Origin of the sequence: Steroidobacter flavus (assembly GCF_042651805.1) — a bacterium.
Lineage (GTDB): Bacteria > Pseudomonadota > Gammaproteobacteria > Steroidobacterales > Steroidobacteraceae > Steroidobacter > Steroidobacter flavus.
The window spans coordinates 820,567-846,259 of record NZ_JBHSDU010000003.1 but is presented as its reverse complement, the minus strand read 5'-3'; the positions used below and the strand labels follow the sequence as shown (position 1 = coordinate 846,259).

The following is a 25,693-nucleotide window of genomic DNA, read 5'->3' as shown; positions in this document are numbered from 1 at the left end:
CTCAGGCGACTATTTCACCGGCACCATCAAGTGCTGATACGGCGTTCCCGGCCACATGATGTACGGCACGGCCGTATCGGGATCGGCATCCTTGGGATAATTTTCGTAGAAGCTCGGGTCGGCGCCGACGATCATCACGTGCGGTCCGGTCTTCACCCAGTGATTCTCTGAGCTGGGCTTGGTCGCGTACGGATCGGTGTTGCTGGCGTCGGTGCCGCCAGAGAGCATGTACATGAAACCGACTTTGCCGTGTGTCGGTGTCGTGTGACCGATCCAGGCGTGCACCCACTCCATCGCGTTCTTATCCATGCACATCGGATCCGGGCCCGGCGTCTCCGGATTGTCGGCCATGCAGGTGAAGCCGTTCGTTCCTTTGCGCACCGTGCGCATCTTGCCATTCGCATCCATCGCCACGACGGTCGCGTGTTGCGACACCTTGGCGGGCGCGGCGGTCATGGCGCTCTTGACGATGTCCGCATCGGACGCCATGGGTTTGGCGTTCGTGTCTGCGGTTGCATTCATGCTCACAGCGAGTGTGAGCACGGCCGGCGATAACTGCGCGAGGAATCTGTTCATAGCGCTCCCCTTCGTGGTCGGAATTGGGACGAGTGAGGATACGCCGTCGCGTCGACGCGAGAATACGTAACGTGCGTCGTGCGAACAGCAGCGCGACGCGGCAATTTGTGCGGTGTGGCGGTGTGCTTAGCCGACGACGCTTTTCAAATAACGAAACAACAGCGGATGTCCGGCCTGCAGGGCTTTGCGCTGGGCAAGCTCGTCATCCTTCTTCTGGGCACGCCGCGCTTCGAGCCAGCGATGCACGCAGCGATAGTTCTCTTCGCCGGCGCTTGCTGTTTGCGCAAGATCGATCGTCAGCTGTCTCGCAAGACCGGGCTCGTGCAACAGCATCCACGCGGGGAAGTCACAAGGGCTGAGTGCCGGATCGTCTGCGTCGTCATCGACCAGATCGTCTTCGGTTGCCAGAAACTCCTGCCACGCTTTGCCGATGCCGGCATCCGGCTGCTGGGGCTTGCTCAATGCTTCCGATGCGACCGCGGGTGAGTGCCAGCACAGAGCAAACCAGCCGGTCAGCGATTCGACGCGTCGATGTTGAAACGCGCCACTCTGCGCGACGGCGAGGCACAGCGCCGGTTGCCGCCACCATTCGGGATCCTGCAAAACACAGGCGCTGACGCCGGCCCAGTCCTGCGCTTGAGTCAAAGCAAAGCTGCGGTGGAGGTGCGGCTCGTCGGCGGAGAACGGCTGATCGTTCAGTGCGTCAGCGAGACGTCGCCACAGCGGAGTCAGCAATTCGCGCCACTGCGAACCGAGCAGTCGTTTCGCTGTAGGCGCTGTTTCCTGCAGAAACGCCAGTTCTTCGCGCGCATCGACGATCGGGTGGCCCAGACGCGCGAGCGCTCCGACCAATCGATCGTATCCGGCCAGATCGGAATGATTCGGCGCGATCTCATACAGACGATCGAGCTGTCGCTGCGCGTCGGCGGCGTTCATCGCGGCCAATGCGCGACCGATGCCGTTGGTGAGCGTGGCCACGGGATTGTCGAAGAACAAATCCATCTGCGGGGCCAGCTTCGCCGGAATGAATCGTCCGGCGATCAGACGATGCACGTCGGCCTGAGTGCTGATGCGCAGAGGCTTGTTGCTCGCCGGCGCGTCTGTGTGCCAGGCGGTGAACTCCTGCGGCTGTTCGACCAGTCCGATGCTTCGAGCGTAGTTCACCGACTGCTCGATCTGCGCGCGGATCTTCTCCGGACTGCCCATCAACACGCCGTCGAGGAATTCGATTTCCTGCCGACGCCAGCTTTCGTAGTCGCTGTAAGCGAGGCGCCCGGTGGCGAGCAACAGCTCCAGCACCGTGAACGCGCCTTGTTCCAACAATTGATCGTCCACCTGCTTCTGCAGGGCGCTGTCGATTTTGATCATGGAGCGAACAACATTTCGAGATCGGCCGCATCCAGTTGCAACGGCGCGGCATTCTTTTCGGTGTACAGCTGGCTGGCCAGCTGATGTTTCTGTTCCTGCAGCCGCACGATGCGCTCTTCGACCGTGCCTTGCGCGATCAGCTTATACACGAACACCGGCTTGTGCTGCCCGATGCGATGGGCGCGATCGGTGGCCTGCGCTTCGACTGCGGGGTTCCACCAGGGGTCATAGTGAATGACGGTGTCCGCGGCAGTGAGATTCAATCCCGTGCCGCCCGCTTTCAAGCTGATCAGGAACAGCGGCACCGCGCCGCTCTGGAATCTCTCGATCAGCGGCATGCGGTCCTTGGTATCGCCGGTCAGTAACAGATAAGGAATGTTCAACTCCTGCATCTGTTCTTCGATCAAGGCGAGCATGGACGTGAACTGCGAGAACAGCAGAATGCGCCGGCCTTCCTCGATCATTTCCGGCAAGGCGTTACTGAGCCAGTCCATCTTGGCCGAGGGAACGGCCTCTTCAGGCTGCTCCGCCGACGCGACCAGCCGCGGATCGCAACAGGCCTGGCGAAGTTTGAGCAACGCGTCGAGCACGGTGATCTGACTGCGAGCGAGGCCTTTTTCCTCGATGGTCTCGCGCACGCGACGGTGCGACGCGAGTCGAACGCCGTCGTAGAAGTCGCGCTGTTTTTCGTCCAGCGCGATGGTCTCGATGATCTGCGTTTTTTCCGGCAACTCGGGCGCGACGGCATCTTTGGTCCGTCGCAGGACGAACGGGGCAATGCGCCGGCTGAGCGACAACGCACGATCGCGATCGTTGTTCTTTTCGATGGCCGTCCGGTACTGGCGTTGGAAGTCGCGCTCGTCGCCGAGCATGCCGGGCTGCAGGAAATCGATGAGCGACCACAACTCGCCGAGATGATTTTCCATCGGCGTGCCGGTGAGGCACAGGCGATGCTCACTATTGAGCGCCCGCGCGGCCTGAGAAACTTTGGCGCGAGGATTCTTGATCACCTGCGCTTCGTCCATGACGACCAGGTAGAACTCCTGCGCCGTCAACACTTCGCTATCCAACTGCAACAGTGGATACGCGGTGATCACGACATCGACATTGCGAATCGACGAGAACAATTCTTTGCGTCGCGAGCCATGCAACGTCAGTTGTTTCAAGTGCGGCGCGAACTGCTGGATCTCGCGTTGCCAGTTACCGATGACACTGACGGGCGCGACGATCAGCGACGGCTTCGTCAGCCGGCCTTCTTCCTTTTCCAGCGCGAGGTGGGCGAGCGTTTGCACGGTTTTGCCCAGGCCCATGTCGTCCGCGAGGATGCCGCCGAGGCGGCAGCGTCGCAGGAACTGGAGCCAGCCCAAGCCTTCCTGCTGATATGGGCGCAACGTCGCATTGAACTTTGACGGTGGCTGCAGTGGCTTGATGGCCGAGAAATTCTTGAGCTCGGCGACCGACTCCAACAGCGCCGTGCTCTTCGAGCGCAGCACCGGCGCTTCGGGCTCCAGGGTGAGCTGAGCGAGACGGCTCGTTTGCGATGCCGGCAACGACAGCGACTGCTGTTTATTCAGCGCGTCGTGATCGAACAGCTCCACGAGCGTGTCGGCGATGCGCTTGATCCGCTCGATCGGCACCGGCAGATAGCGCTTGTCGGGCAACTGCACGAACAGTTGATCGCCGATGCGATGCACGCCGGCTTCGCCGTTACCAAGCGCGCCTTGCAGATAATCGACCAGCGCCGGCAGCAGATTCACTTGCACGCCATCGACCACCAGGCCGAGTTTCAAATCGAACCATTCGCGATCCCGGCCGCTGTCCGCGTCCACATACCATTCGCCCGCCGAGGCGAGGCGATAGGGGAAGTCGTCGTTGATGACGACGTCCCAACCCTCGGCGCGCAGTTTGGGAATGCCGTCGAGCACGAACGCCAGCCAGAAGTCGCGGCCTTGTGAGCTGCCGGTCAGCGCGGCGTCGAAGCGTTGCTGAATCGTGTGCTCGGCTTTCCGATCTCGCGGGATCTCATGAAGCTTGTTGTCCGCGACGATGCGGACATGAGTCATGTCATCGCGCAACGAACGGCTATAGACAGGCAGGCCGTTGTAAACGAAGTACAGCGTCGCGATGGGATCTTCGGAGAGATACAGCTGCGCGCCGACGCTCTTGCGCGCCTTGCGTACCGCTTTCAGTTCGCGCAGCTTCGGTAGAGCGGCACAGCTTTGCGCGATCTCTTCATTCAGCTCTACGACTTGCTCCGGTGCGACCGGTGGCGAGTTCCAGAAGCGACGGAAGTCTTCGATGGAGCAGGGGAGTGCAAGTGCGCCGATCTCCTTGCTCGAGGGGTCGACGTAGGTCGCCACGTCCAGATCGAAGAAGGTGGCGACGGCATCGTCGCCGCGCTCGCTGACTTCACATTGCAGATATTGCTCGCCGTTCTCCAACTGCTGCCACGACAGCTTGGTCTGTCGCAGCTTGCCGGCTTTCAGCGAGGGAGTGTCAAGGGTTTGCCAGCGTGCGCGGCCGGTCGCGATCACGTGATTCAGCACGGTCGTGCCGTCGGTGTCGCGCAATAGCCAGGGACCATCGGTCCGCTGCGAAAGTAACAACTGCAGAATCTGTCGATCTTCCGAATCGACATAGCGGGGGAAGTCGTTGCCTCGGGGCACGAAGATGCTCGAGCCGCCGCGCGCGAGACGCGTCGAGCCAGGGGCGGATTGACCCACCCAGGTCGACAGCTGCAATTCGCCCGCCGACGTCGATTGCAACAGATAGTAGAGCCGCTGTTGTAACTGCGGCCCGGCAGACACGGAGGTCGCACGTTGCAACGATGACGTGGGGCGCGGAGGCGTGGCGACGCTCGGCGCGTTGCTCACCGCCGCGATCGATACGGCGGCGATGTGCACGCACGGGCTGGGTTTACCGCAGCTGCATTCGGCTTCCGCGATCTGTGGGTCGTTCGGCCCGGTGTGGCGAATGTAAACACGCTGCCGTTTGGCCGCTGCACTTTCGTCGGCGATCACCCCTGTCACGACCAGGCCAGATTGCAGGACTCGCAGCTCGCTGACAGCGCCGCCGCGGACCAACTGCTGTGCGGCCGAGAACAGGTCATCGCCAAACGCGACCTGAAGAGTTTTTAAATCGGGATCGGGCATCCTGCCACGACCCTCATGCGAGTCGGCAAAAGGCGTGACTTTTGCCTCTCGCCGCCGCCTGCGGCGTCGGGGTACATCCATGTACCCAGGGCGCCGATCGATACGTCATCGTCAACATCGACGTCAGGCTAAGGTGTGATACACCTTCTGCACGTCCTCGTCCTGTTCGAGCTTGTCGATCATTTCCAGGACTTCGGTGGCTTGCTCTTCGGGCAGCTCGGTCGGCGTCAGGCAGATGTATTCATGCTCGGCGGACAACGGGTTGATGCCACGGTCTTCGAGGGCCTTTTGCATCTGGCCGAACTCGGGGAAGTTGCAGCGGGCCACGATCTGCGGCTCGCCCTTCTCGCCGGTGCTCTCGCCCATTTCTTCCAGGCCGTGGTCGATCAGGTACAGCTCCAGGTCGTCCTGGTCGATGCCTTCGGGGTTCAAGCGGAACACGCCCATTTTCTTGAACTGAAAGCTCACGCTGTTGGCGGTGCCCAGGTTGCCCTCGTGCTTGGTGAAGATGCTGCGCACGTTGGCGACGGTGCGGGTCGGGTTGTCGGTGGCGGTTTCGACCAGCACGGCGACGCCATGCGGGGCGTAGCCTTCGTACAGGATTTCGGTGAAGTTGGCCGCGTCCTTGCCGGAGGCGCGCTTGATCGCCGCTTCGACCTTGTCCTTGGGCATGTTCACGGCGCGCGAGTTCTGGATCACGCGTCGCAGGGCCGGGTTGGAGTGGGGGTCGGGGCCGCCGTTCTTCACGGCGATGGTGATGTCTTTACCGATGCGGGCGAATTGCTTCGCCATGCGGTTCCAGCGCGCGAACATCGCGTGCTTTCGGACTTCGAAAATACGGCCCATGAATGGCTCCCCGGGACTCCAAGCGGACCAGTTTACCACCGCGCCGGGCGGTGGGTTGGACGGGGTTACTTGCCCTTGGCTTCCCAGGCCAGCTCGGCCTTGGCGGCCGCAGCCCGCTTGAGGATGCTCAGCAGCGGCACGGCCCGGGTCGCCAGATCCACCGGCGCCTCGCGGTCCTCGTCGTCCTCATCCTCGTTCTTGGCGTCTTCGTTGTCGGCCGGGCGGGCCGGGGTGACATGGGTGCCGGCCTTGATCTGCTCTGTGGCGTGCTCCAGCTGGCGCAGGGCCAGGGGCACGTCGTCCGGCCCGAGCGCGCCCGGGATGCGCCCGGTCGCGCCCATCAGCTTGAGCAACTGGACCGCAACGTCCTGGAACATCGTGATGGATTCAGTCGCGGTGGAGCGAAAGGTGACCAGCATGAGCGACGTTGCTCCGGGGTAAAAAGTTAAGTGCAGCCTCTAATCAGAAACAGCACGAACAGCACTGGGATCGGAATGCCCAGCAGCCACAGCAGGATCCAACCTACTTTACCCTTCTGTCGTCCGTAATCCAGCATCCGGTGCAGGCCGAGCGGACGCTTCGGCGTGTTTGCAGGCAAATTAGCCATGGGGCCTCGCACGTTCACTTAGATATTGAGTGAACGGCTGCCCTCGCGACCCGGTTCCGGACCGTTACTCCTGCACGGCGCGGTTGGCGGCTTGCCAGATTTCCTGGGTAATCTTGCGGTTCAGGCCTTGTTCCATCAGCAGCGCCTGCGCACCTTCCTCGGAATAAGTGCCACGCTTGGTCAGCAGCGTCAGCGCGCCACAGAGCTCGCCGAAATAGATGGCCTGACCGAGCGGGCTCATGGTGTCCGGTGGAATCTTGTCCGTCTGTTCCTGCAGGGCGCGAATGGAAGGATCGGACAACTCCCAGGTCGAGGCGATGAAGCCCGCGACATTCGGGGCCTGCGACTGCATGGCGCGAATGAATACTTCGGCGCGCGGCTGAATGTCAGGGAACTCGCGATATGTTTCCATCGTCAGTCGAAACAGCACGATGCGCGCCAGCGGGCCGAGCAGGCCGATCAACTGCGCGATGAAGGGGTCGGCGTTGCCGAGCACTCTCGCGCACATTTCGGACGCGGCGGCTGTGCGCTGGGCATGTTCCCAAGTCACGGCGGCGAAGTTGTCGAAGTGACCTTTGGGTTGGCGGAACACCGGCTGCAGAATGGCCGTGGCCAGCAAGCTGCGCAGGCCATCGGTGCCGAGCACGACGACGGCACGATCGAGGCTGTCCACCGGCTCCGGCGAATAACGATACGCGGCGCTGTTGGCTCGTTGCAGAGTGCTGCCCGCCAGCGCGGGGTCTTCGAGGATCAGCCTCACCAATTCCCGGCGGGTGCTCTCATCGTCGTTCAGCGCCTGCATGAGTTTCGGCAGGAGCATCGGGCGGCGAGGGAAATATTCACGCTGATGAACCGCCGCGGCGGCGTTGTGATTGACCTTCTCCAGCACGTCCTCGTGCCGACCCGAGATCACATAGTCGAAGCCGGGCACCGTGAAGGCGAGCTTGTAGCATTCGGCAAGGGCGCTGGCGGTCGCTTCGGTTTCGAACGGCGGGCCGTCACCGCTGCGCGGGCCGGCGATGGGACGCACCTCGTCGCGAGGAGCGTCGGGAACGGAGGAACGACTCGACGAGCCGCGCATGCCGAACATGAACACGGCCAGCCCGACCATGGCCGCGATCAGAATGATGGTGAGGGTCACGCTCGCCCTTGCTCCTATTCTGGAAGCTCTGTGCCGGTGCGATGATACCTTGCCGGCGCACTGGACCGGTGCGCGGATGCTGGCGTTCGCGGCGCCGGCGCACCGCTATGGCTGGAGTGAGACTTGCATTGCCTGAGCCCGAGCCGCAGCTCGGCCCCTCGGGCCGCAAGGAACAATGCTTGTCGATCCACGTCGCGCTGAATCATGTCACTCATTATCGATATGACCGGCGGGTCTCGCTCGGACCGCAGCTGATCCGGTTGCGCCCGGCGCCGCACAGCCGCACGCGCATCCTGTCGTATTCCCAACGCATTACGCCGGCCGAACATTTCATCAACTGGCAACAGGACCCGGAAGCGAACTACCTGGCGCGCGTGGTCGTGCCGGACCCGGTGACTGAGCTGCGCATCGAAGTCGACCTGACGGCCGAGATGGCGGTGCTCAATCCGTTCGATTTTTTTCTGGACGACTACGCCGAGCATGTTCCCTTCGACTATCAACCGGCCGAGCGTCGTGAGCTCGCGCCTTATCTGGTGACTCATGCGCCCACGCCTCGCTTCGGCGAGTATCTGGCCAGCCTGCCGCGACAGCGGGTGCGCACGATCGATTTTCTAGTGGGTCTCAATCAGCGACTCGCCAAGGATATCCGTTATCTGATCCGGATGGAGCCCGGCGTGCAGACGCCGGAGCAAACACTCTGCAATGGGTCTGGCTCGTGCCGCGATTCGGGCTGGTTGCTGGTGCAACTGCTACGACACCTGGGCCTGGCGGCGCGCTTCGTGTCGGGCTATCTGATTCAACTGGCCGCGGATGTCAAAGCGCTCGACGGCCCGTCCGGCCCGCCGGCCGACTTCACCGATCTGCATGCCTGGTGCGAGGTGTATCTGCCGGGCGCGGGCTGGATCGGTCTCGATCCTACTTCGGGATTGCTGGCCGGCGAAGGTCACATTCCCCTGGCGTGCACGCCCGAGCCTTCGAGCGCGGCGCCGGTGACCGGCGCGGTCGATGAATCGGAGGTCGAGTTCTCCCATCACATGAAGGTGGAGCGGATCTGGGAGGCGCCGCGGGTTACCAAGCCTTATACGGAAGCGCAGTGGTCAGAGATCGTCGCACTCGGTCGGGCCGTGGATGCGGACTTGGAAGCGGAGGACGTTCGTCTCACGATGGGTGGCGAGCCGACGTTCGTTGCCGTCGACGACCCGGGCGGCGAGGAATGGAATACCGCTGCGCTCGGGCCGACCAAGCGGGCACGCGCCGCCGATTTGTTTCATCGTTTGAAGGAACGATACGCGCCCTCGGGCCTGGCGCACTTCGGTCAGGGCAAGTGGTATCCCGGCGAGCAGCTGCCGCGCTGGTCCCTCAATTGTTTCTGGCGTCGGGACGGCGAGCCGATCTGGAGCACGCCGTCGCTGTACGCGAACGAGTCGACCGACTACGGCGCGAGTGAGCGCCATGCCGGTGAGTTTCTCACTGCGGTTGCGAGACAGCTCGGGCTCACGCCGCAGTTCGTATTTCCGACGTACGAGGACGCGTTCTATTACTTGTGGCGCGAGCGGCGCTTGCCGACCAATGTCGATCCGTTCGATTCGAAGCTGGAGGATCCGTTGGAACGGGCGCGACTCGCTCGTGTGTTCAGCGCCGGGTTGGATAGCGTCATCGGTCATGTGTTGCCGATCGCGCGCAACGCTGCTGGTTGGGACACGGGGCCTTGGTTTCTGCGCACCGAGCGTTGTTATCTGATTCCAGGCGACTCGCCCATCGGCTATCGCTTGCCGTTGGATTCGCAGCCGTGGGTGACGGAGGGCGAGTATCCCTATTTGTACCCGGTCGATCCCAGTGAGGAACTGCCGCCATTGGCGAGATACGCGCAGATTCGACGGCAGCCATCGGATTGGATCGAGCAGCGTCAACCGTTGCCGCTGCAGGCGGAGTTGCGGCGGCAGGCGTGGCGTGGGATCGATGGGACGACGGGCTCGCCGTCGACGGGTCGTGGCGGTCGTCACGAACTCCATGCCGATGCTCCCGCGAAGGGTGAATCGGCACATTGGGTCACACGCACGGCCATGTGCGCTCAGGCTCGCAATGGCGTGTTGTATATCTTCATGCCGCCGACGCGTCGGCTCGAGGATTATCTGGAGATCGTGCAAGCCGTCGAGGCCGTGGCGCGCAGCCAATCGCAGCCCGTCGTGCTGGAAGGTTACGAGCCGCCGTCCGATGCGCGCCTCAACTATTTTCGGGTCACACCGGATCCGGGCGTGATCGAAGTCAACATCCATCCGGCCGCGAGTTGGGATGAGATGGTCGAGCGCACGACGCATTTATATGAGGTCGCGCGCGAGTCACGGCTCAGCACCGAGAAGTTCATGCTCGACGGGCGTCACACCGGGACGGGCGGCGGCAATCACTTCGTGCTCGGCGGTGCGACGCCGAACGACTCGCCGTTCCTTCGACGTCCCGACTTGCTACGAAGCTTGATTGCCTATTGGCACAACCATCCGGCGCTGTCGTATTTGTTCTCCGGTCTGTTCATCGGGCCGACGAGTCAAGCGCCGCGTGTGGATGAGGCGCGTAACGACTCGTTGTATGAGTTGGAGCTTGCGTTCAAACAGTTCCCCGCGGCGGAGAAAACATCGCCGCCGTGGTTGAGCGACCGGCTGCTCCGCAATCTGCTCATCGACGTGACTGGCAACACGCATCGCGCGGAGTTCTGCATCGACAAGCTGTTCTCACCCGACGGGCCGAGCGGTCGTTTGGGATTGCTGGAGATGCGTGCGTTCGAAATGCCGCCGCATGCTCGCATGAGCCTCACGCAACAACTGCTGTTGCGCTCGTTGATCGCGAAGTTCTGGAGCCGGCCGTACGAGCCGGCCCGACTGGCGCGCTGGGGGACGGAACTGCACGATCGTTTCATGCTGCCGTATTTCATCGAGCAGGATCTGGGCGACGTGCTCACCGAGTTGCGGTCCGATGGGTATCCATTGCAGCCGGAGTGGTTCGCGCCGCATCTGGAGTTTCGTTTCCCCAAGTACGGTGACTTTGCGACGCGCGGCGTCGACATGGAGATTCGGCAAGCGCTCGAGCCGTGGCATGTCATGGGCGAGGAGGGAACGATCGGCGGCACGGTTCGTTATGTGGATTCGTCGGTCGAGCGGTTGCAGGTGAAGGTCACAGGCCTGGCGCCGGATCGCTATGTGATTGCGTGCAATGGCCATGCTGTGCCGTTGCGCCCAACTGGTGCAGTGGGTGAGTTCGTCGCCGGCGTGCGTTATCGCGCGTGGCAGCCGGCGTCGGCGTTGCATCCGACGATCGGCGTACATTCGCCGTTGACGTTCGATCTGGTCGACACCTGGATGAATCGCTCGCTTGGGGGCTGCCAATATCACGTGGCCCATCCCGGCGGCCGCAATTACGCGGTGTTCCCGGTGAACGCCTTCGAGGCGGAGAGCCGCCGGCTGGCGCGTTTCTTCCGCCTGGGGCATACCCCGGGCCGCGTCGACGTGCCGCCCGCATCGACGGCGCCGGAGTTTGCGTTTACGCTGGATCTCAGAAGGACGTGAGTGCAGCGTCTGAAGGCTCGAATGTCCGCCTCGCTTCAAACCTATACGCCCGATCTGCAGCGTTACGACGAGCTGCTGTCGCCCGACGGCAGCATTCGTCCGCATTGGCGTGCGTTGGTGGAGCGGCTGGAGCAGGCCGGGCCTGATGCTGTCCGGCGTAGCGCGGACCTCGCACGACGGCTGATCGTCGAGAACGGCGTCACTTACAACGTCTACGCCGATCCGCAGGGACGCGATCGATTGTGGACGCTCGACATGCTGCCGGTGATCATGTCGGCGGAGGAGTGGCAGAGCATCGAGCGGGGCGTGATTCAGCGCGCCAGACTATTCGATGCGCTGCTCGCGGATTTGTATGGTCCGCAGCGGCTGCTCCAGGAAGGCACGGCTCCGGCCGAGGTCGCCTTCGGTCATCCAAATTATCTGTGGCCCTGTCATGGCGCCGTCCCGCGCGGCGGGCGCTGGCTTTATATGTATGCCGCCGATCTGGCGCGCTCGCCCGACGGTCGTTGGTGGGTGCTCAGCGATCGTACGCAAACACCTTCCGGTCCCGGTTATGCGCTGGAGAATCGACGCATCGTGTCGCGCGTCCTTGCCGATACGCTCGACGATCTCAATGTGCGTCCTTTGAGCGGGGCCTTCGCATCGTTACGGGATGGGTTGCTGGCGAATGTCGAGGAGAGCGAGACGCCGCTCGCGGTCGTGCTCACGCCCGGCCCGTTCAACGAAACCTATTTCGAGCACGCGTATCTGGCACGACAGCTGGGCTTCTCGCTGGTCGAGGGCTCGGACCTCACGGTGCGCGATGACACGTTGTATCTGAAAACGCTCGGCGGCTTGAAGCGCGTGCATGCGGTGCTCCGCCGGCTCGACGATGACTTTTGCGATCCGGCCGAACTGCGCGCCGATTCAGCGCTCGGCGTGCAGGGGTTGTTGAAAGTGGTGCGAGCGGGTCGCGTGGTGCTGGGGAATGCGCTTGGCAGCGGCGTGATCGAGTCGGCCGCGTGGCTGGGTTTTCTACCTTCGATTTGCGAATGGTTGCTCGGCGAATCGTTGCAGCTGCCGTCGGTCGCGACCTGGTGGTGCGGCGAACGGCCGGCGCTCGAAGAAGTGCTGGAAGGGCTGGATCGCCTGGTCATCAAGCCGACCTTTCCGAATCAGCGCTTCGAAGCGGTCTTCGGTCGCGACCTGACTCGCGATGCTCGCGCCCGATTGATTCGTCGCTTGCGGGCGCGGCCGTATGCCTACGTCGCGCAGGAACGCCTCGCGTTATCGCAAACGCCGGTGTGGCGAGGCACCGGGCTGACCGGACGCGCGCTGTCCTTACGTGTGTACGCGATTGCGGGGCCCGAGGGTTATCAAGTGATTCCCGGCGGCATGGCGCGTATCGCGTCGGATGTTTATGCCGATGTGGTTTCGACTCAGCGCGGCGGTGGCAGTAAAGATGTTTGGGTGCTGGGACAGGGCGAGGAAGGCTCGCAAGCGACGGAACTGGCGCCGCGCAGTCGACTTCGCAATGAAAGCTTGCCGTCGCGCGTGGGTGAGAATCTTTATTGGCTCGGCCGGTATGCGACGCGCTGTGAGGACAAGGTGCGCTTGTTACGAGGAACGCTGGCGTTAGAGCGTCGCTCCGAAGTGTGGCCGCGTGCTGTCGATACGTGTCGGCATTTGGGTGTCACGCCGATGGATTCAGATCCGGCGGCGAGCTTGTTCGATACTCAACATCAGTTGGGTATCGCGGCTGATCTGCAGCGTTTGCAATGGTCGGCGACGCAGGCGCGCGGTCGTTTGTCGGCGGAGCATTGGCGGGCCATTGGCGTCGTGCAGCGTCAGTATCACGATGCTTCTTCCAGTAGCAGCGACGTGCGTGAGACGCTGGATCGATTGACGCTGTCGTGCGCGGCGCTGTCGGGATTCGCGCATGACGATATGACTCAAGACGACGCGTGGCGGCTGATGATGCTGGGACGGAGGGTCGAGCGCATTTCATTTTTGTCCCTGCTCCTGTCGCGTCGATTGAGCGAGGCCGCGCCCACGCAGGGCGAGCTGGAGTGGATTCTGGATATCGCCAGCGGCACGATCGCCTATCGCACTCGATATTTCGATCGCCCGCGGCTGGCGCCCTTGTTACAGCTGCTGGTGCGAGACGCGAAGAATCCCAGGTCGCTGGCGTTTCTGGGGCAGGAGATCTGTGCGATCACTCAGCAGCTGAGTGAATCGGCAGGGGAATTGGCGGTCGATTTCTTCCAGCAAGCCGTCACTGAGGCGGTTGAAGCGGACTTCGGCGCGCTCGAAGGTGCTGGCTATAGCGCCGATCTTGCGAGGCAAGGGTTTTCTCGAGCGCTGAGCAAGGTCGTGGATGCGGCGTCGCTGCTGTCCGATCGCTTGTCCATGCGCCACTTCTCTCACACTGAACTGGACCGTCACGCGGTGACCGCATGAGCGCTGCCGTGACTTATCGCGTCAAGCACGAGACGTTGTACAAGTACAGCGCCGAGGTCGTGCACGCACATCATTTGCTTCATCTCGTGCCGCGCGCGATGACTCATCAGTCGTGCAGCGAGCAGTCGATTTGCATCACGCCGGAACCGTCTGGCAGCCTCGATGCGATCGATGCGTTTGGAAATCCCTTGCGACGTTTGGAGTTCAATCGGCCGCATCAGGAGCTGGCGGTCACCAGCGAGATGAAGGTGGAAGTGCGTGAGCGTCGTTCGACCGATGCACCGACGGAGGCTTGGGAACGTGCGCGCAATCGACTGCTCTATACCGCGCGTCCGCCTGGCGACGAACAGCTCGACGCCCTTCGTTATCGCGTCGAGTCGCCTTACGTTCGCATCAAGCAGGCGTTCACTGAATATGGCGCGGATTGTTTCTCCGCGGGTCGGCCGCTGCTCGCGGCGGCGGATGCGCTGATGATGAAGTTATATCGCGAGATGAAATACACGCCGGGCGTGACGGATATTTCGACGCCACTGCTGCAAGTGTTGGAAGAGAAGCGCGGCGTGTGTCAGGACTACGCTCATCTGATGATCGCCTGCCTGCGCGCTCGTGGGCTGGCGGCTCGCTATGTCAGCGGCTATCTCCGCACCACGCCGCGGCCCGGCACGTCTCAACTCGTCGGCGCCGATGCTTCACATGCCTGGGTCGCTGTGTTTTGTCCGCCGCTCGGCTGGGTTGAGTTCGATCCCACCAACGGCGTCCGCGCCGGCCTCGATCACATCGCCATCGCCTGGGGCCGCGACTTCGGCGACGTTTCCCCTCTCCGCGGCGTCATCCTCGGCGGCGGCTCCCATACCTTGGCGGTGCGGGTTCATGTACAGAGTATGGCGTCGTAGGGGGCAGGTCGTAATTCGCTGCAAGCGGGTTGACAATCCTGACGCCAGCGATGGTCTGGCCTGCGTTGAGGTCTTCAGTGTAGAGCAGGGTGGCTTCAACCTCTTCGGCGGAAGCGACGATCAGTGCATCCCAGAAATAGAGTTGCGCCGATTCGGAGAGATCGCTGGCGCGCAGAATGATTTCCGGCGTCGTCGGCGATTGAACCCACGGCGCGTAGACTTGAACGGCCTCACGTGCGTTGGCGCGAGGAATCTTCAACTTCCGTATGGCCGTTACATAGAATTCCTGGAGGACCTGTACGGAAACGCGCCCTGTTTCTTCAACCCACAGCCGTTCCAACGCACGGGTTGCCCGAATGTGTTTCTCGCCGGCCGCTGGGTCATGCGCGTAGACCAGGATGTTTGTGTCAACGAAAACGACTGCGGTCATGGATCTCATCCCGGTTTTCCATGCGGCCGCTAGCCATAGCGCCAAGCCCCGTTTTCATCAGTTCCAGGGCTCTCTTGCGTGCCTTTTCGTAAGTGCGATCCGCGGCGACCAGGCGACGCAATTCATCGGCGAGCAGCCCGCTGATGCTCGTGCCGCGACGCGCGGCGATGGCGCGTGCCTGCTTGAGCAGTGCAGGCTCGATCGCTACGGTGATGTTCTGTTTCTCGGCCATTTCAGTGGACCTCGACTCGGTTCACGCAAAATACGTGAAGGGTCGCGACCGGTCAATCTTGCGGCGCGAGCGGTGTCGGGAACTCGGTAGTCGCTGACGCGTGCCGGCGAGCGAGGCGGGCGAGAGTGGTGGTAGTCTTGTGCAATGCCACTCAGCTCCGGACAACTCGACGAAATCGCTCCTGGCGTGCGCCGGCTCGTGGCGCGCAATCCCGGGTTCATGACGGGGCCGGGGACCAACACGTATTTGATCGGTCACGATCGTTACCTGGTGATCGATCCGGGGCCGGAGGATGCGGTTCACGTCGAACGCATCCTGAAAGAAACCGGCGGTCGCATCGATGCGGTGCTCGCGACTCACACCCATCCGGATCACTCGCCCGCCGCCAAAGCGCTCGCCGACGCGAGCGGCGCGAAAGTGATGGGCAAACCAGCGCCGGTGCACGGGCGTCAGGACTCCGGATTCTCGCCGAGCCAATTGCTGAATGATGGCGATCAAGTGACGATCGGATCGCTCGCGCTGCGCGCCCTGCATACGCCGGGGCATGCGTCGAATCATCTTTGTTATCTGCTCGAAGGCACGGGCTTGTTGTTTACCGGCGATCACTTGATGCAAGGATCGACGGTGGTCATCGGGCCGCCGGATGGCAGCATGGGCGATTACCTGCGCTCGCTTGCACGCTTGCAGAAAGAGCCGGTGACTCGTATCGCACCCGGTCATGGCCTGACGATCGAAGACGCGCAGGCGGAGATCGTTCGCATCGTCGCGCATCGTCTGCAGCGAGAGGCGAAGGTTGTCGAAAGGCTCGGTCGCCTCGGTAGCGCCGATATAGATACATTGGTCGTCAGCGTGTATGACGACGTCGATTCCCGCTTGCATCCAGTGGCGAAAGGTTCGCTGCTGGCTCATCTGTTGAAACTTGAAGAAGACGGCCGGGTCGTGCGCGACTCGCCGGCAATCAACGCCCAGTGGTCGCTGCAAAACTCTCCCCCTCCGTCCCGCTGATCGAGCTCGTCAACTGTTCGCTGATCTTCGAGGCGCATCAGGCGCTCGACGAGGTCAGCTTCACCTTGCGTCGAGGCGAGCGCTGGGCGCTGATCGGCGCCAACGGCTCCGGCAAGACCATGCTGCTCAAGATGCTTTGCGGCGACGTGTGGCCGACGCCCACCGGGCGTCAGCGGCGCACGTCTTCGCTGTTGAAGGAGCAGATCGCGTACGTGGGGCCGGAGCGGCAGGATAAATATGTTCGCTACGACTGGAATCTGACGGTCACTCAGGTGGTGACGACCGGATTGTTCGACGAAGATATCCCGTTGAGTCAGCCGACGTCTGCTCAGCGCGAGCGCGTTTCTCGAGTTCTGAAGCGGTTTGGTCTGTGGGGCTTGAGGCAGCGGCGCATTCTCTCGCTGTCTTACGGGCAGCGACGCCTGGCATTGGTCGCGCGATTGTTCGCTGGTAATGCGGCGGTGTTGTTGCTCGATGAAGTGTTCAATGGATTGGATGTTCGAGCCAAAGAGAAGTTGAAGAAGGCGCTCGAGCAGCCCAGAGGCGGGCACGATTGGGTGATCACGTCGCATCGGCCGAAGGAGCTGCCGAAGAATGTGACGCACGTGGCGCATATTCAGCAGGGCCGGATTGTTTCAGCCGGGCCGATCGGGCACGAGCAGCTTGTTGCTCGCGACGCAAAGGCTCCTTCCGGGCACGCGAAGGCCGGGCGACTCTCCACGGCGCGGCCGAGGACGGCCGCTGCCGTTACGGCACGCGATGCGTCGGCTCTGGCGAGTAAGTCGCGTAAGCAGAAGAGCACGGCGCCGCTCTTTGTCATTCGCAACGCTGAGATTTATCGCGACTACCGCCCGGTCCTTCGCAAATTCGACTGGACGTTGGGGCGCGGTGAGAACTGGGCCATTCTCGGGGCGAACGGGTCGGGGAAGAGCTCGCTGCTCAATATGATCTACGGCGATCTGCATCCCGCGCTTGGCGGCACGATCGAGCGTGACGGCGCACCGAAGGGTACGCACATCGAAGCTTGGAAACATCGGCTCGGGTGGGTGTCGCCGGAGTTGCAGGCGGATCATTTCCTCGCCAGGTCCATTGAAGAGATCGTGATCTCCGGTCGCTACTCCAGCGTGGGCCTGAACGACGCGCCCACCCGAGCGGACCGCAAGGCCGCCGATCGCTGGCTGAAGTTCTTCAACATCGAACACCTGCGCGCTCGCGGTCCGAGACAAGTCTCCTACGGGCAGATGCGTCTCGCGTTGTTCGCGAGGGCGATGATGAACGACCCGGAATTGTTGCTGCTCGACGAGCCGTGCACCGGTCTCGATGGAGATGTGCGAGCGACTGTGCTCGGGTTCATCGAGCAACTGGCGGAACAAGGAACACAAATTGTCATGGCTGTGCACGATCCGGAAGACATCGTGCCGGCGGTGAGGCATGTGTTGAAGATTCAGCGGGGTGGACGAACGCAGTTGCTAGATAGACACTAGCCGTCCATGAACTCCTTCCGCGGCGCTGGTTTGAAGGTCGCATTCGTTGCGATGCTGCTGACCGTGGGCGGCTGTTCGAGATTCTTCGTTTACGATACATACAAACCGGGGGTGCCGTCCGGAGAGCCGGGCGTTCTGCGGCTGGTCAACGAAGATATGGCGTTGCAGGTGAGCTTCGTGTCGGACCTGAGGTTTGCAAGCTTCGGTGGGGTGGGATTGCCGGTGGTCCCTGTCGCCGCGGGCCCGACGAGTCGCCCCCGAAAGATAGAAATGAACTTGCTGGTAACTTTGCCGGGCGGCCGGCCGTTCTCGATTGCGCCCGTGTGCCTGGACCCACCTGTCTCGCGGCTTTGTCCTCAAGAAGTCCGAGTAAGCAACGTCTCCTACTTTGGCAAAGATGCGGAGGACGGACGTACGCGGTCGGTCTTGGATTTCTTCCACCCGTGGACGACCAACGGCAAGGCACCAATCACCGATCAGGACGTCTTCACGCATCATCTCTTCCGTGGCAAGGGTCCGCTGCAGAGTGTGACCGTGACTCTCGAATACAAATACGAGTGCGGGGACCGATGCCCGAATGAGATCTTCCTGTCGACCGACGAGTTGCTGGTGGTGGAGGGAAGACAGTTTGGCCACGGCGTGCAGCAGCTGCATTGGGGGCGAGTGAAGGAGTACGAACCCGCGATGGCTATTCAATGAAGTATTTTGCAGCCATGCTCTTCGCCATCCTGCTGGCGCTGAGCTTTACGTCGAGCGCCGAGCCATTGCAGCCGGCGCAAGAGCTCGCGGCTGAAGTCGCGGCGGGCGAGCACGCGGGCATCGAGTCATTCATCATGCAGGTCGACGGCAACGTCGTTGGTCGCGCAGTGGCGGACACGTTGGAGAAGCGGCCGCCGGATCTTCGCTCTGCCACGAAATCCATTACGGCGCTGTTGATCGGTATCGCCATCGATAAGGGCGCGATTCCGTCGGTGCAAACGAAAGTGATGGATCTGCTCCCGACCCGGCGCACCACCTTCGAAAAGGATCCGTGCAAGGCGGCGATGACGCTCGAAGACCTGCTCACCATGCGCAGCGGTCTCGATTGCAACGATTGGGATCCGAAGTCGCCGGGCCATGAAGACAAGATGTATCGGGAGCAGGACTGGGTCGCTTTCTGGAGCGAACAGAAGATGCGCGCCGATCCCGGCAAAGAATTCTCTTACTGCACCGGCAACGTCGTAGCCCTGGGCGAGATTCTCGCAGCAGCAGTGAGCATGTCCGCCGATGCGTTTGCATTGAAGAACCTGTTCATTCCCATCGAGGCGCGCCGCGCCGAGTGGCGGTATTTCGATAACAAGCGCGGCGTCGATACCGGCGGTCACCTGCGATTGGGCCCGGACGACCTGCTCAAAATCGGCGACGTCGTACTGAAGCGCGGCATGTACAAACAAACCCGCATCGTCTCCGAAGCCTGGATCGACGCAATGACCCAGGAACGTACCAATATTCCCAATGTGAACCAGCGCTACGGCTATCTATGGTGGCTGGATCACACCAAAGATCCGAAGCTGCCTCAGACAAGACTCTGGTGGGCGCAGGGCAATGGCGGCAGCTTCCTGATCGTGATGCCCGAGCTGCGCAGCGTGGTCGTCGTGACCGCCACGCGCTTCAACAAGCCCGACATGCTCGAGCCGATGTTCTGGCTCAGAGATCGTTTGTTGCCGGCGATGGCGCAATAGCAACGCAAATAAAAAGGGCGGTGTCCGAAGACACCGCCCTTTGCTCATGTCGTACCCATTGAGCGAATATCCTTATTGAGTTGGTCTTGCGACCATCAGGATCATTTCGCTCCGGGTAGTCGAGGCGCCCGGTGGCGGGTTTATCGCCTAGGCCTTCGGCGCCGAGCGCGCCTTGGCGGCTTCCTCGATGACCACGTCGGCGACGTTCTTCGGCACTGGATCGTAGTGCGAGAACTCCATCGTGTACGAGGCGCGACCCGAGGTCATGCCACGCAGATGGCCGATGTAGCCGAACATTTCCGACAGCGGCACGGTGGCCACGACGGCGATGTTGGTGCCGCGCTCCAGCTGTTCCTGGATCATGCCGCGACGACGGTTCATGTCGCCGATCACGTCGCCCAGGTAGTCGGCCGGGGTCACGGTCTCGACCTTCATCACCGGCTCCAGCAGGATCGGGCCGGCCTTGCGGATGGCTTCGCGGAAGCAGGCCTTGGCGGCGATTTCGAACGTCAGAGCGTTCGAGTCGACGTCGTGGTAGCTGCCGTCCGTGAGGCGGGCCTTGAAGTCCACCGTCGGGTACTGCGCCAGCACGCCTTGTTCCATCTGCATGCGGATGCCTTTTTCCACCGACGGCACGTATTCACGCGGCACCGAGCCGCCGACCGTTTCGTCTTCGAAGATGAAGCCGGCGCCACGTTCGAGCGGCTCGAACGTGATCCACACTTCGGCGAACTGACCGGAACCGCCGGTCTGTTTCTTGTGGACGTACTGCTCGGAGATCGTCTTGGTGAAAGCTTCGCGGTATGCCACCTGCGGCTGACCCATGACGCCTTCGACGTTGTACTCCGTGCGGATACGGTCGAGCGTCACTTCGAGGTGCAACTCGCCCATGCCGCGCAGAATCGTCTGGCCCGTTTCGCGATCGGTCTCGAGCTTCAGCGAAGGATCGGCGCGAACCATCTTGCCCAGGGCGGTGCCGAACTTCTCCTGCTCGGCCTTGTTCTTCGGCTTCACCGACACGCTGATGACGGGGTCCGGGAAGCGCATGCGCTCCAGGATCACCGGGCTCTCGGACGCGCACAGGGTGTCGCCCGTTTCGGTTTCAGCGAGCGAGACCAGCGCGATGATGTCACCGGCGCGGGCTTCTTCGATCGGGTTCGCGTCCTTCGCGAACATTTCCACCATGCGGCCGATCTTCTCGCGCTTGCCGCGAGTCGAGTTCATCACCGACATGCCTTTAGTGAGCACGCCCGAGTACACGCGCACGAAGGTGAGCGCGCCGTACGCGTCGTTGAGCACCTTGAATGCCAGCGCCGAGAACGGCTCGTCGTCCGAGCTCTTGCGCTCGCCGTTCGGGTTACCGTCCTGGTCCACGGTCTTGATGGCTTCGACGTCGGTGGGGGCCGGCAGATAGTCGACGACGGCGTCGAGCATCTGAGTCACGCCCTTGTTCTTGTACGAAGAGCCGCACAGCACCGGGTTGAACACGGCGGTGATGGTGCCCTTGCGGAGGCACTTGCGCAGCACATCGGCCGACGGCTCGACGCCATCTTCCAGGTACTTTTCCATCGCGGCGTCGTCCTGCTCCAGGCAGGTGTCGATCAGCTCGGTGCGGTACTTGGCGATGTCGGCGAGGATCTTGCGATCGCTTGGCACGCTGATGCCCAGCTTGTCGGCGATGTCGGCGGTGATTTCGTGCTCGGCCGGCTTGGCGTCGCGATCGTCTGAATCCCACACCAGGGCTTTCATCTCGACCAGGTCGACCATGCCCTTGAAGTTGTCTTCCGAGCCGATCGGCAGTTGCACCGGCAGCGGACGGGCGCCGAGGCGCTTCTTGATCATGTCCACACAGCGCAGGAAGTTGGCGCCGCTGCGGTCCATCTTGTTGACGTAACAAATACGCGGCACGCCGTAGTTGTCGGCGAGACGCCAGTTCGTTTCAGACTGCGGCTCCACGCCGGCGACGCCGTCGAACACGACGACCGCGCCGTCGAGCACGCGCAGGGAGCGGTTCACTTCGATGGTGAAGTCGACGTGCCCCGGGGTGTCGATGACGTTGATCTTCTTCTTGCGCCAGAACGTCGAGACAGCAGCGGATTGGATCGTGATACCGCGCTTCTGCTCCTGCTCCATGTAGTCCGTCGTGGTCGAGGACTTCAGATCCTTGGTGTCGTGAACGTCGACGATCGTGTGCTTGCGGCCCGTGTAATACAGGATGCGTTCGGTGGTCGTGGTCTTACCGGCGTCGACGTGGGCGATGATGCCGATGTTTCTAATATCGGCAAGGGCTGTAGTACGGGGCATGTCAGATTTCCGTTACAAGGTCTGTGCGCAGCTAGGTTTGTGGGTCGTTTAGCGGGCGCGGATTCTATCGGAAAACCGCGCAAATACGATGACCCAGGCGGCCCAAAACTAGGGCGCCCAGGCGAAGGGCGCGCATTCTACCTGAAAAATCGGCCGAAGTTGTTGTAAGAGAAAGAAAATTTTCAGGGATTGCCGGGAATTTGACGGCCCGCCGTTCAGCCGCGGCCGTACGGCCGGGCCCTGGGGCCGGCCAAATTCGCGGGAGTAGGGGATTTTCGGGCCTGCCGGCCGTGCGCCCTGGTCGCACGACCTCCGGGTCAGGCCTGAATGTCCGCCTCGTACACGATGACCGCGTCGCCGACGATGCGCACCGACTGGGCGACCTTGCCGGACGACTCGATGGCCACTTCGACCATGCCGGGGCGGCGCATCCACATGCCCTGGCGGCCCTGGAACACGACGCGCCCGTCCTGCGGCGTCATCAGGCCGTGATTGACCAGGTACACACCGAGCATGCCGTGCGCATTACCGCTGACCGCGTCTTCGCGGATACCGAGCGCCGGGACAAACATTCGCGACTCGGTGCCCACGACGCCGTTGTTCTCGACCAGCGCGAACACGAAATAACCTTCCGCGCCCACGTGCGAGGTGAGGCGGGCGAGCTCTTCGAAATCCGGCTTGATGGAGCCGAGCAGGTCGTTGGACTTCAAGCCCACCAACAGGCGCGAGCCGCCTTTGGTGAGAACTTGCAGCGGACAATCCACGTGCAGGCTCGGGCTGGAAATGCCAAGCGCATTCAACACCTGGCGGCGATGATGCTCCGGAATGACAGGGCCGAGCGAGGGCGGGTTCTGGGTGATGGCGATGCGCAGGTCGCCGTCGATCTCGGTGACCTCGATTTCGACGATGCCGGCGCCGGTGCGCTGCCGGATCTTGCCGCCGGGCTTGCCATCTTTCTTGGCGCGCACGTATTGAGCGGCGATGGTGGCATGACCCACGAACGGCACTTCGTGCCGGGGCGTGAAGAACCTCACTTGCATGTCGTGATCGCTGGCTTCGGCTTCCAGCACGAACGCCGTCTCGCCGTTCACTTCGGTGGCGATGGTCTGCATCTGCTCATCGGACAGATTGTCCGCGTCCAGCACCACGATGGCCGGATTGCCGGTAAAGCGTTGGCGAGTGAACGCGTCGACGTGAAACAGCCGGCAATGTCGGTTGGGCATGGTTGCAGCCATTGGCAAACGAAAGCGCTCCTTATAGCGCTAGAACCGATTGGTGCACAGTGCTTTGTAGGTGATGGGGGCACTTTGTTACAATCGCGCCCGCCTTAGGGGTGGCCCTGACTGGGGCCCGAGATGCCAACCCGCCTGCACGGCTCATTGGCAAACCCGTTGAACCTGATCCGGTTAGTACCGGCGTAGGGAGCAGGTAGTCGGCCACAGTCGTTGTGCCCGTTCATTTCCCCCCGCTCCCACTCCGCTCGCGCCGGATCTTTCTCGAACGAGGATCTGGCCATGCTCATCGATAAACAAAACAGTGCCGGGACAGTCACCCGGGCGGCGATCGTTTCACTGGCGCTCACCACCAGCCTGGCGGCGGCGGCCGAGCAGGACGTGCTCGAGGAAGTGGTCGTCACCGCGACACTCCGTCAGCAATCTCTGGTCGAGGCGCCCGTCAGCGTGACCGTGCTCGACACGAAGACTTTGCGCGACGCCGGTCGCCAGCATTTCGAAGATGTGCTCTCGTCGGTGCCGAATCTCACTTATGCGAGCGGCACGTCGCGCCCACGTTTCTTCCAGATTCGCGGTATCGGCGAGCGCGAGGAGTGGCAGGGCGCGCCGAATCCTTCCATCGGATTTCTGATCGACGATATCGATTTCAGCGGCATGGGCATGCCCGCGACGACGTTCGATGTGGATCGCATCGAAGTGCTGCGCGGACCGCAAGGCTTGCACTACGGTGCCAATGCGCTCGGCGGTCTGATCGTCATGCGCGGTCGCGATCCGGAAGAACAATTTGGATTTGCCACCGAGGCATCGGTCGGCGAATACAACAGTCAATCGCTCGGCGCAGTGGCGACGGGGCCGGTCGAGTCGTTGAATTCGGCGTGGCGCGTGGCGGTCCAGGAATATCGCTCCGACGGTTTTCGCAAAGATACTTATCTCGGTCGCGATGACACGATGGATCGCGACGAGCTCACCGCGCGTGCCAAGTGGCGCTGGCGTCCGAGCGAGAGCACGACCGTCGATCTGACCTGGCTGCATGCGGATCTCAACAACGGCTACGACGCGTGGTCGATCGATAACTCACGCGTGTCGCTTGCCGATCGTCCGGGCAAGGATGCGCAGAAGTCCGACGGCGCAGCGCTGCGCGTCGATACATCGGCCGGCAGCCTCGGGCGGTTGACGCTGACGGCGACGATGTCCGACAGCAACACCGACTACAGCTTCGACGCCGACTGGGGCAACGAGCAAGCCTGGGCGCCGTACACCTACGATTATTTCGATCGCCAGCAGCGCGATCGTCGCAGCCGCAGTTTCGAAGCGCGCATCACTTCTGAAGAAGCAGCCTCGCCGCATGGATTGACGTGGGTCGCGGGCGTGTATGGGCTGGATGTCGATGAGCAGCTCGACTACACATCTCAGGGCGTCTATATCGATCCGTTCTTCCCGGAATATTCCGGTTCCACCGATAAGACCCTGAACAGCGACTACGACGCGCAGAATCTCGCGGTGTACGCGCAGGTCGAAGCGCCGTTCAGCGAGCGCTGGGGCTGGTCATTCGGATTGCGGGGCGAGCAGCGCGATGCCGACTACACCGATCGCCGCACCGGCGAGGGCGAGCTGACGGGCATCGATGCGTCTGCGAAGGACACCATGTGGGGCGGGCAAGCGACGCTCTATTTCGATCCTCGCGATCATCTGCGCTGGTTCGCGACGCTGTCGCGCGGTTACAAGGCCGGCGGTTTCAATCTGGGTGAGGCCGCGCAAGTGCTGCCGCAGTTCCTGCCCGAGTATCTGGTCGGCCTCGACGTGGGTATGAAAGGTCAGTGGCTCGAAGGTCGTCTGTACGCGGATGTCACTGCCTTTTATATGAAGCGCACCGACATGCAGGTGGCGATCAGCACACAGCTCAACCCCGGCGATCCGAGCAGCTATCTGCTCTACACCGACAACGCGTCGGGCGGCCGCAACCAGGGCATCGAAAGCAGCGTGCGTTGGCGTGTGACCGAACAGTTGGAGCTGGGCGCCGCGCTTGGCCTGCTGCGGACTCGCTACTCGGGCTTCCGTCCTGACGGCGTTACCGATCTGAGCGATCGCGATCAGGCGTATGCACCCGAGTATCAGGGGTCGGTGAATGCCACGTGGCGTCATCCGATGGGCTGGATGGCGCGGGTCGATGTGACGGCGACGGACGCTTATTACTTCGACGTGCCTGATCTCGACCCGGAAAAGAACAACTATCGCTCTAACTCGTACACGCTCGCGCACGTCAAGGCCGGTTATGAAGCTGAGACCTGGGCCATCTATGCGTGGGGCCGTAACGTGTTCGACGAGGATTACTACACGCGCGGGTTCTACTTCGGCAACGAGCCGCCCGATTTCGCCAACAAGCGCTACACGCAGCTGGGCGAGCCGCGGCAGTTCGGTGTCACTTTCCGTTGGGAGTTCAAATAATGCGTACCGCCATCGAGATCAGTCTGTATCCGCTCGACGCCGACTACATTCCACCGATCAAGGATTTCATCGATCGGCTGAACAAGTATCCCGAGCTGCACGTCACGACCAACGCCATGAGCACGCAGATCGCGGGCGAGCATGCGCGCTTGTTCGAGATCCTTGGCAAGGAGACCGCAGCCAGCTTCGCCGAGCACGGTCGCAAAGTGTTCGTGATGAAGGTGCTCGGCGGCACCGTGCCCGACGCCTGAGCCGCGAGAG

20 protein-coding genes and 1 riboswitch are annotated in these 25,693 nt (G+C 62.3%); of the genes, 9 read left to right on the top strand and 11 right to left on the bottom strand.

The genetic code is table 11. The features are described from left to right. Positions 1–9: 9 nt before the first annotated feature. The 7 genes from ACFPN2_RS09220 to ACFPN2_RS09190 form a co-directional block, all read right to left on the bottom strand. Entirely contained in the window at positions 10–522 is a 513-nt protein-coding gene (locus ACFPN2_RS09220) for a hypothetical protein (RefSeq protein ID WP_380600086.1), read from the bottom strand. A gap of 180 nt (positions 523–702) precedes the next feature. Beyond that, positions 703–1,944 carry a hypothetical protein gene (locus ACFPN2_RS09215; protein WP_380596317.1) on the bottom strand — a complete coding sequence of 414 codons (1,242 nt, stop codon included), beginning with the start codon at positions 1,942–1,944 and terminating at the stop codon, positions 703–705. After that, positions 1,941–5,096, bottom strand: coding sequence for an SNF2-related protein (locus ACFPN2_RS09210; protein WP_380596316.1), 3,156 nt, complete (start codon positions 5,094–5,096; stop codon positions 1,941–1,943). The genes ACFPN2_RS09215 and ACFPN2_RS09210 overlap by 4 nt, the downstream gene beginning before the upstream one ends. 123 nt (positions 5,097–5,219) lie before the next feature. Then, positions 5,220–5,942 carry a YebC/PmpR family DNA-binding transcriptional regulator gene (locus ACFPN2_RS09205; RefSeq protein ID WP_129775750.1) on the bottom strand — a complete coding sequence of 241 codons (723 nt, stop codon included), beginning with the start codon at positions 5,940–5,942 and terminating at the stop codon, positions 5,220–5,222. Between the two features lie 65 nt (positions 5,943–6,007). Continuing rightward, complete coding sequence (locus ACFPN2_RS09200; protein ID WP_380596315.1) at positions 6,008–6,361, bottom strand: DUF1840 domain-containing protein; 354 nt, start codon at positions 6,359–6,361, stop codon at positions 6,008–6,010. 26 nt (positions 6,362–6,387) lie between these two features. Beyond that, the gene (locus ACFPN2_RS09195) at positions 6,388–6,549 is read right to left on the bottom strand and encodes a hypothetical protein (RefSeq protein WP_380596314.1); all 162 of its coding nucleotides are present in this window, start codon (positions 6,547–6,549) and stop codon (positions 6,388–6,390) included. 64 nt (positions 6,550–6,613) lie between these two features. Beyond that, the gene (locus tag ACFPN2_RS09190) at positions 6,614–7,690 is read right to left on the bottom strand and encodes an HDOD domain-containing protein (RefSeq protein ID WP_380596313.1); all 1,077 of its coding nucleotides are present in this window, start codon (positions 7,688–7,690) and stop codon (positions 6,614–6,616) included. Between the two features lie 179 nt (positions 7,691–7,869). Here ACFPN2_RS09190 and ACFPN2_RS09185 point away from each other — a divergent pair, with 179 nt between their 5' ends. From ACFPN2_RS09185 to ACFPN2_RS09175, 3 genes are read left to right on the top strand one after another with little or no spacing between them, the layout of a single operon-like run. Further along, positions 7,870–11,247: a transglutaminase family protein gene (locus ACFPN2_RS09185; RefSeq protein ID WP_380600085.1), complete on the top strand. Its 3,378-nt coding sequence runs from the start codon at positions 7,870–7,872 to the stop codon at positions 11,245–11,247. A 21-nt stretch (positions 11,248–11,268) separates the two neighbouring features. Beyond that, a complete protein-coding gene (locus ACFPN2_RS09180) occupies positions 11,269–13,686 on the top strand; it encodes a circularly permuted type 2 ATP-grasp protein (RefSeq protein ID WP_380596312.1) in 2,418 nt (805 codons plus the stop codon). Continuing rightward, the gene (locus ACFPN2_RS09175; protein WP_380596311.1) at positions 13,683–14,579 is read left to right on the top strand and encodes a transglutaminase family protein; all 897 of its coding nucleotides are present in this window, start codon (positions 13,683–13,685) and stop codon (positions 14,577–14,579) included. The genes ACFPN2_RS09180 and ACFPN2_RS09175 overlap by 4 nt, the downstream gene beginning before the upstream one ends. Here the strand turns inward: ACFPN2_RS09175 and ACFPN2_RS09170 are convergent. Together ACFPN2_RS09170 and ACFPN2_RS09165 are read right to left on the bottom strand one after the other, a co-directional pair. Further along, positions 14,515–15,009 (bottom strand): PIN domain-containing protein, encoded by a 495-nt coding sequence (locus ACFPN2_RS09170; RefSeq protein WP_380596310.1) that lies wholly within the window; start codon positions 15,007–15,009, stop codon positions 14,515–14,517. The genes ACFPN2_RS09175 and ACFPN2_RS09170 overlap by 65 nt on opposite strands. After that, positions 14,987–15,241 carry a CopG family transcriptional regulator gene (locus tag ACFPN2_RS09165; RefSeq protein WP_380596309.1) on the bottom strand — a complete coding sequence of 85 codons (255 nt, stop codon included), beginning with the start codon at positions 15,239–15,241 and terminating at the stop codon, positions 14,987–14,989. The genes ACFPN2_RS09170 and ACFPN2_RS09165 overlap by 23 nt, the downstream gene beginning before the upstream one ends. Before the next feature lie 144 nt (positions 15,242–15,385). On the opposite strand from ACFPN2_RS09165, the gene ACFPN2_RS09160 reads away from it, so the two are divergent. From ACFPN2_RS09160 to ACFPN2_RS09145, 4 genes are read left to right on the top strand one after another with little or no spacing between them, the layout of a single operon-like run. Then, complete coding sequence (locus ACFPN2_RS09160) at positions 15,386–16,246, top strand: MBL fold metallo-hydrolase (protein ID WP_380596308.1); 861 nt, start codon at positions 15,386–15,388, stop codon at positions 16,244–16,246. After that, the gene (locus ACFPN2_RS09155) at positions 16,210–17,730 is read left to right on the top strand and encodes an ATP-binding cassette domain-containing protein (protein WP_380596307.1); all 1,521 of its coding nucleotides are present in this window, start codon (positions 16,210–16,212) and stop codon (positions 17,728–17,730) included. Before ACFPN2_RS09160 ends, ACFPN2_RS09155 begins: the two co-directional genes overlap by 37 nt. Positions 17,731–17,736: 6 nt before the next feature. Then, entirely contained in the window at positions 17,737–18,429 is a 693-nt protein-coding gene (locus ACFPN2_RS09150) for a hypothetical protein (protein ID WP_380596306.1), read from the top strand. After that, on the top strand, positions 18,426–19,451 hold the full coding sequence (locus ACFPN2_RS09145; RefSeq protein ID WP_380596305.1) for a serine hydrolase domain-containing protein: 1,026 nt from the start codon (positions 18,426–18,428) through the stop codon (positions 19,449–19,451). Before ACFPN2_RS09150 ends, ACFPN2_RS09145 begins: the two co-directional genes overlap by 4 nt. A gap of 147 nt (positions 19,452–19,598) precedes the next feature. Here ACFPN2_RS09145 and fusA read toward each other — a convergent pair whose 3' ends face one another. Together fusA and ACFPN2_RS09135 are read right to left on the bottom strand one after the other, a co-directional pair. Then, complete coding sequence (fusA, locus tag ACFPN2_RS09140) at positions 19,599–21,755, bottom strand: elongation factor G (protein WP_380596304.1); 2,157 nt, start codon at positions 21,753–21,755, stop codon at positions 19,599–19,601. Positions 21,756–22,072: 317 nt separating this feature from the next. Further along, positions 22,073–22,978: a PhzF family phenazine biosynthesis isomerase gene (locus ACFPN2_RS09135; protein ID WP_380596303.1), complete on the bottom strand. Its 906-nt coding sequence runs from the start codon at positions 22,976–22,978 to the stop codon at positions 22,073–22,075. Positions 22,979–23,074: 96 nt separating this feature from the next. After that, positions 23,075–23,197: riboswitch (TPP riboswitch) on the top strand. A 72-nt stretch (positions 23,198–23,269) separates the two neighbouring features. Here ACFPN2_RS09135 and ACFPN2_RS09130 point away from each other — a divergent pair. Both ACFPN2_RS09130 and ACFPN2_RS09125 read left to right on the top strand, forming a co-directional pair. Continuing rightward, a complete protein-coding gene (locus ACFPN2_RS09130; protein WP_380596302.1) occupies positions 23,270–25,432 on the top strand; it encodes a TonB-dependent receptor in 2,163 nt (720 codons plus the stop codon). Next, complete coding sequence (locus ACFPN2_RS09125) at positions 25,432–25,683, top strand: YkoF family thiamine/hydroxymethylpyrimidine-binding protein (RefSeq protein WP_380596301.1); 252 nt, start codon at positions 25,432–25,434, stop codon at positions 25,681–25,683. Before ACFPN2_RS09130 ends, ACFPN2_RS09125 begins: the two co-directional genes overlap by 1 nt. Positions 25,684–25,693: the final 10 nt, after the last annotated feature.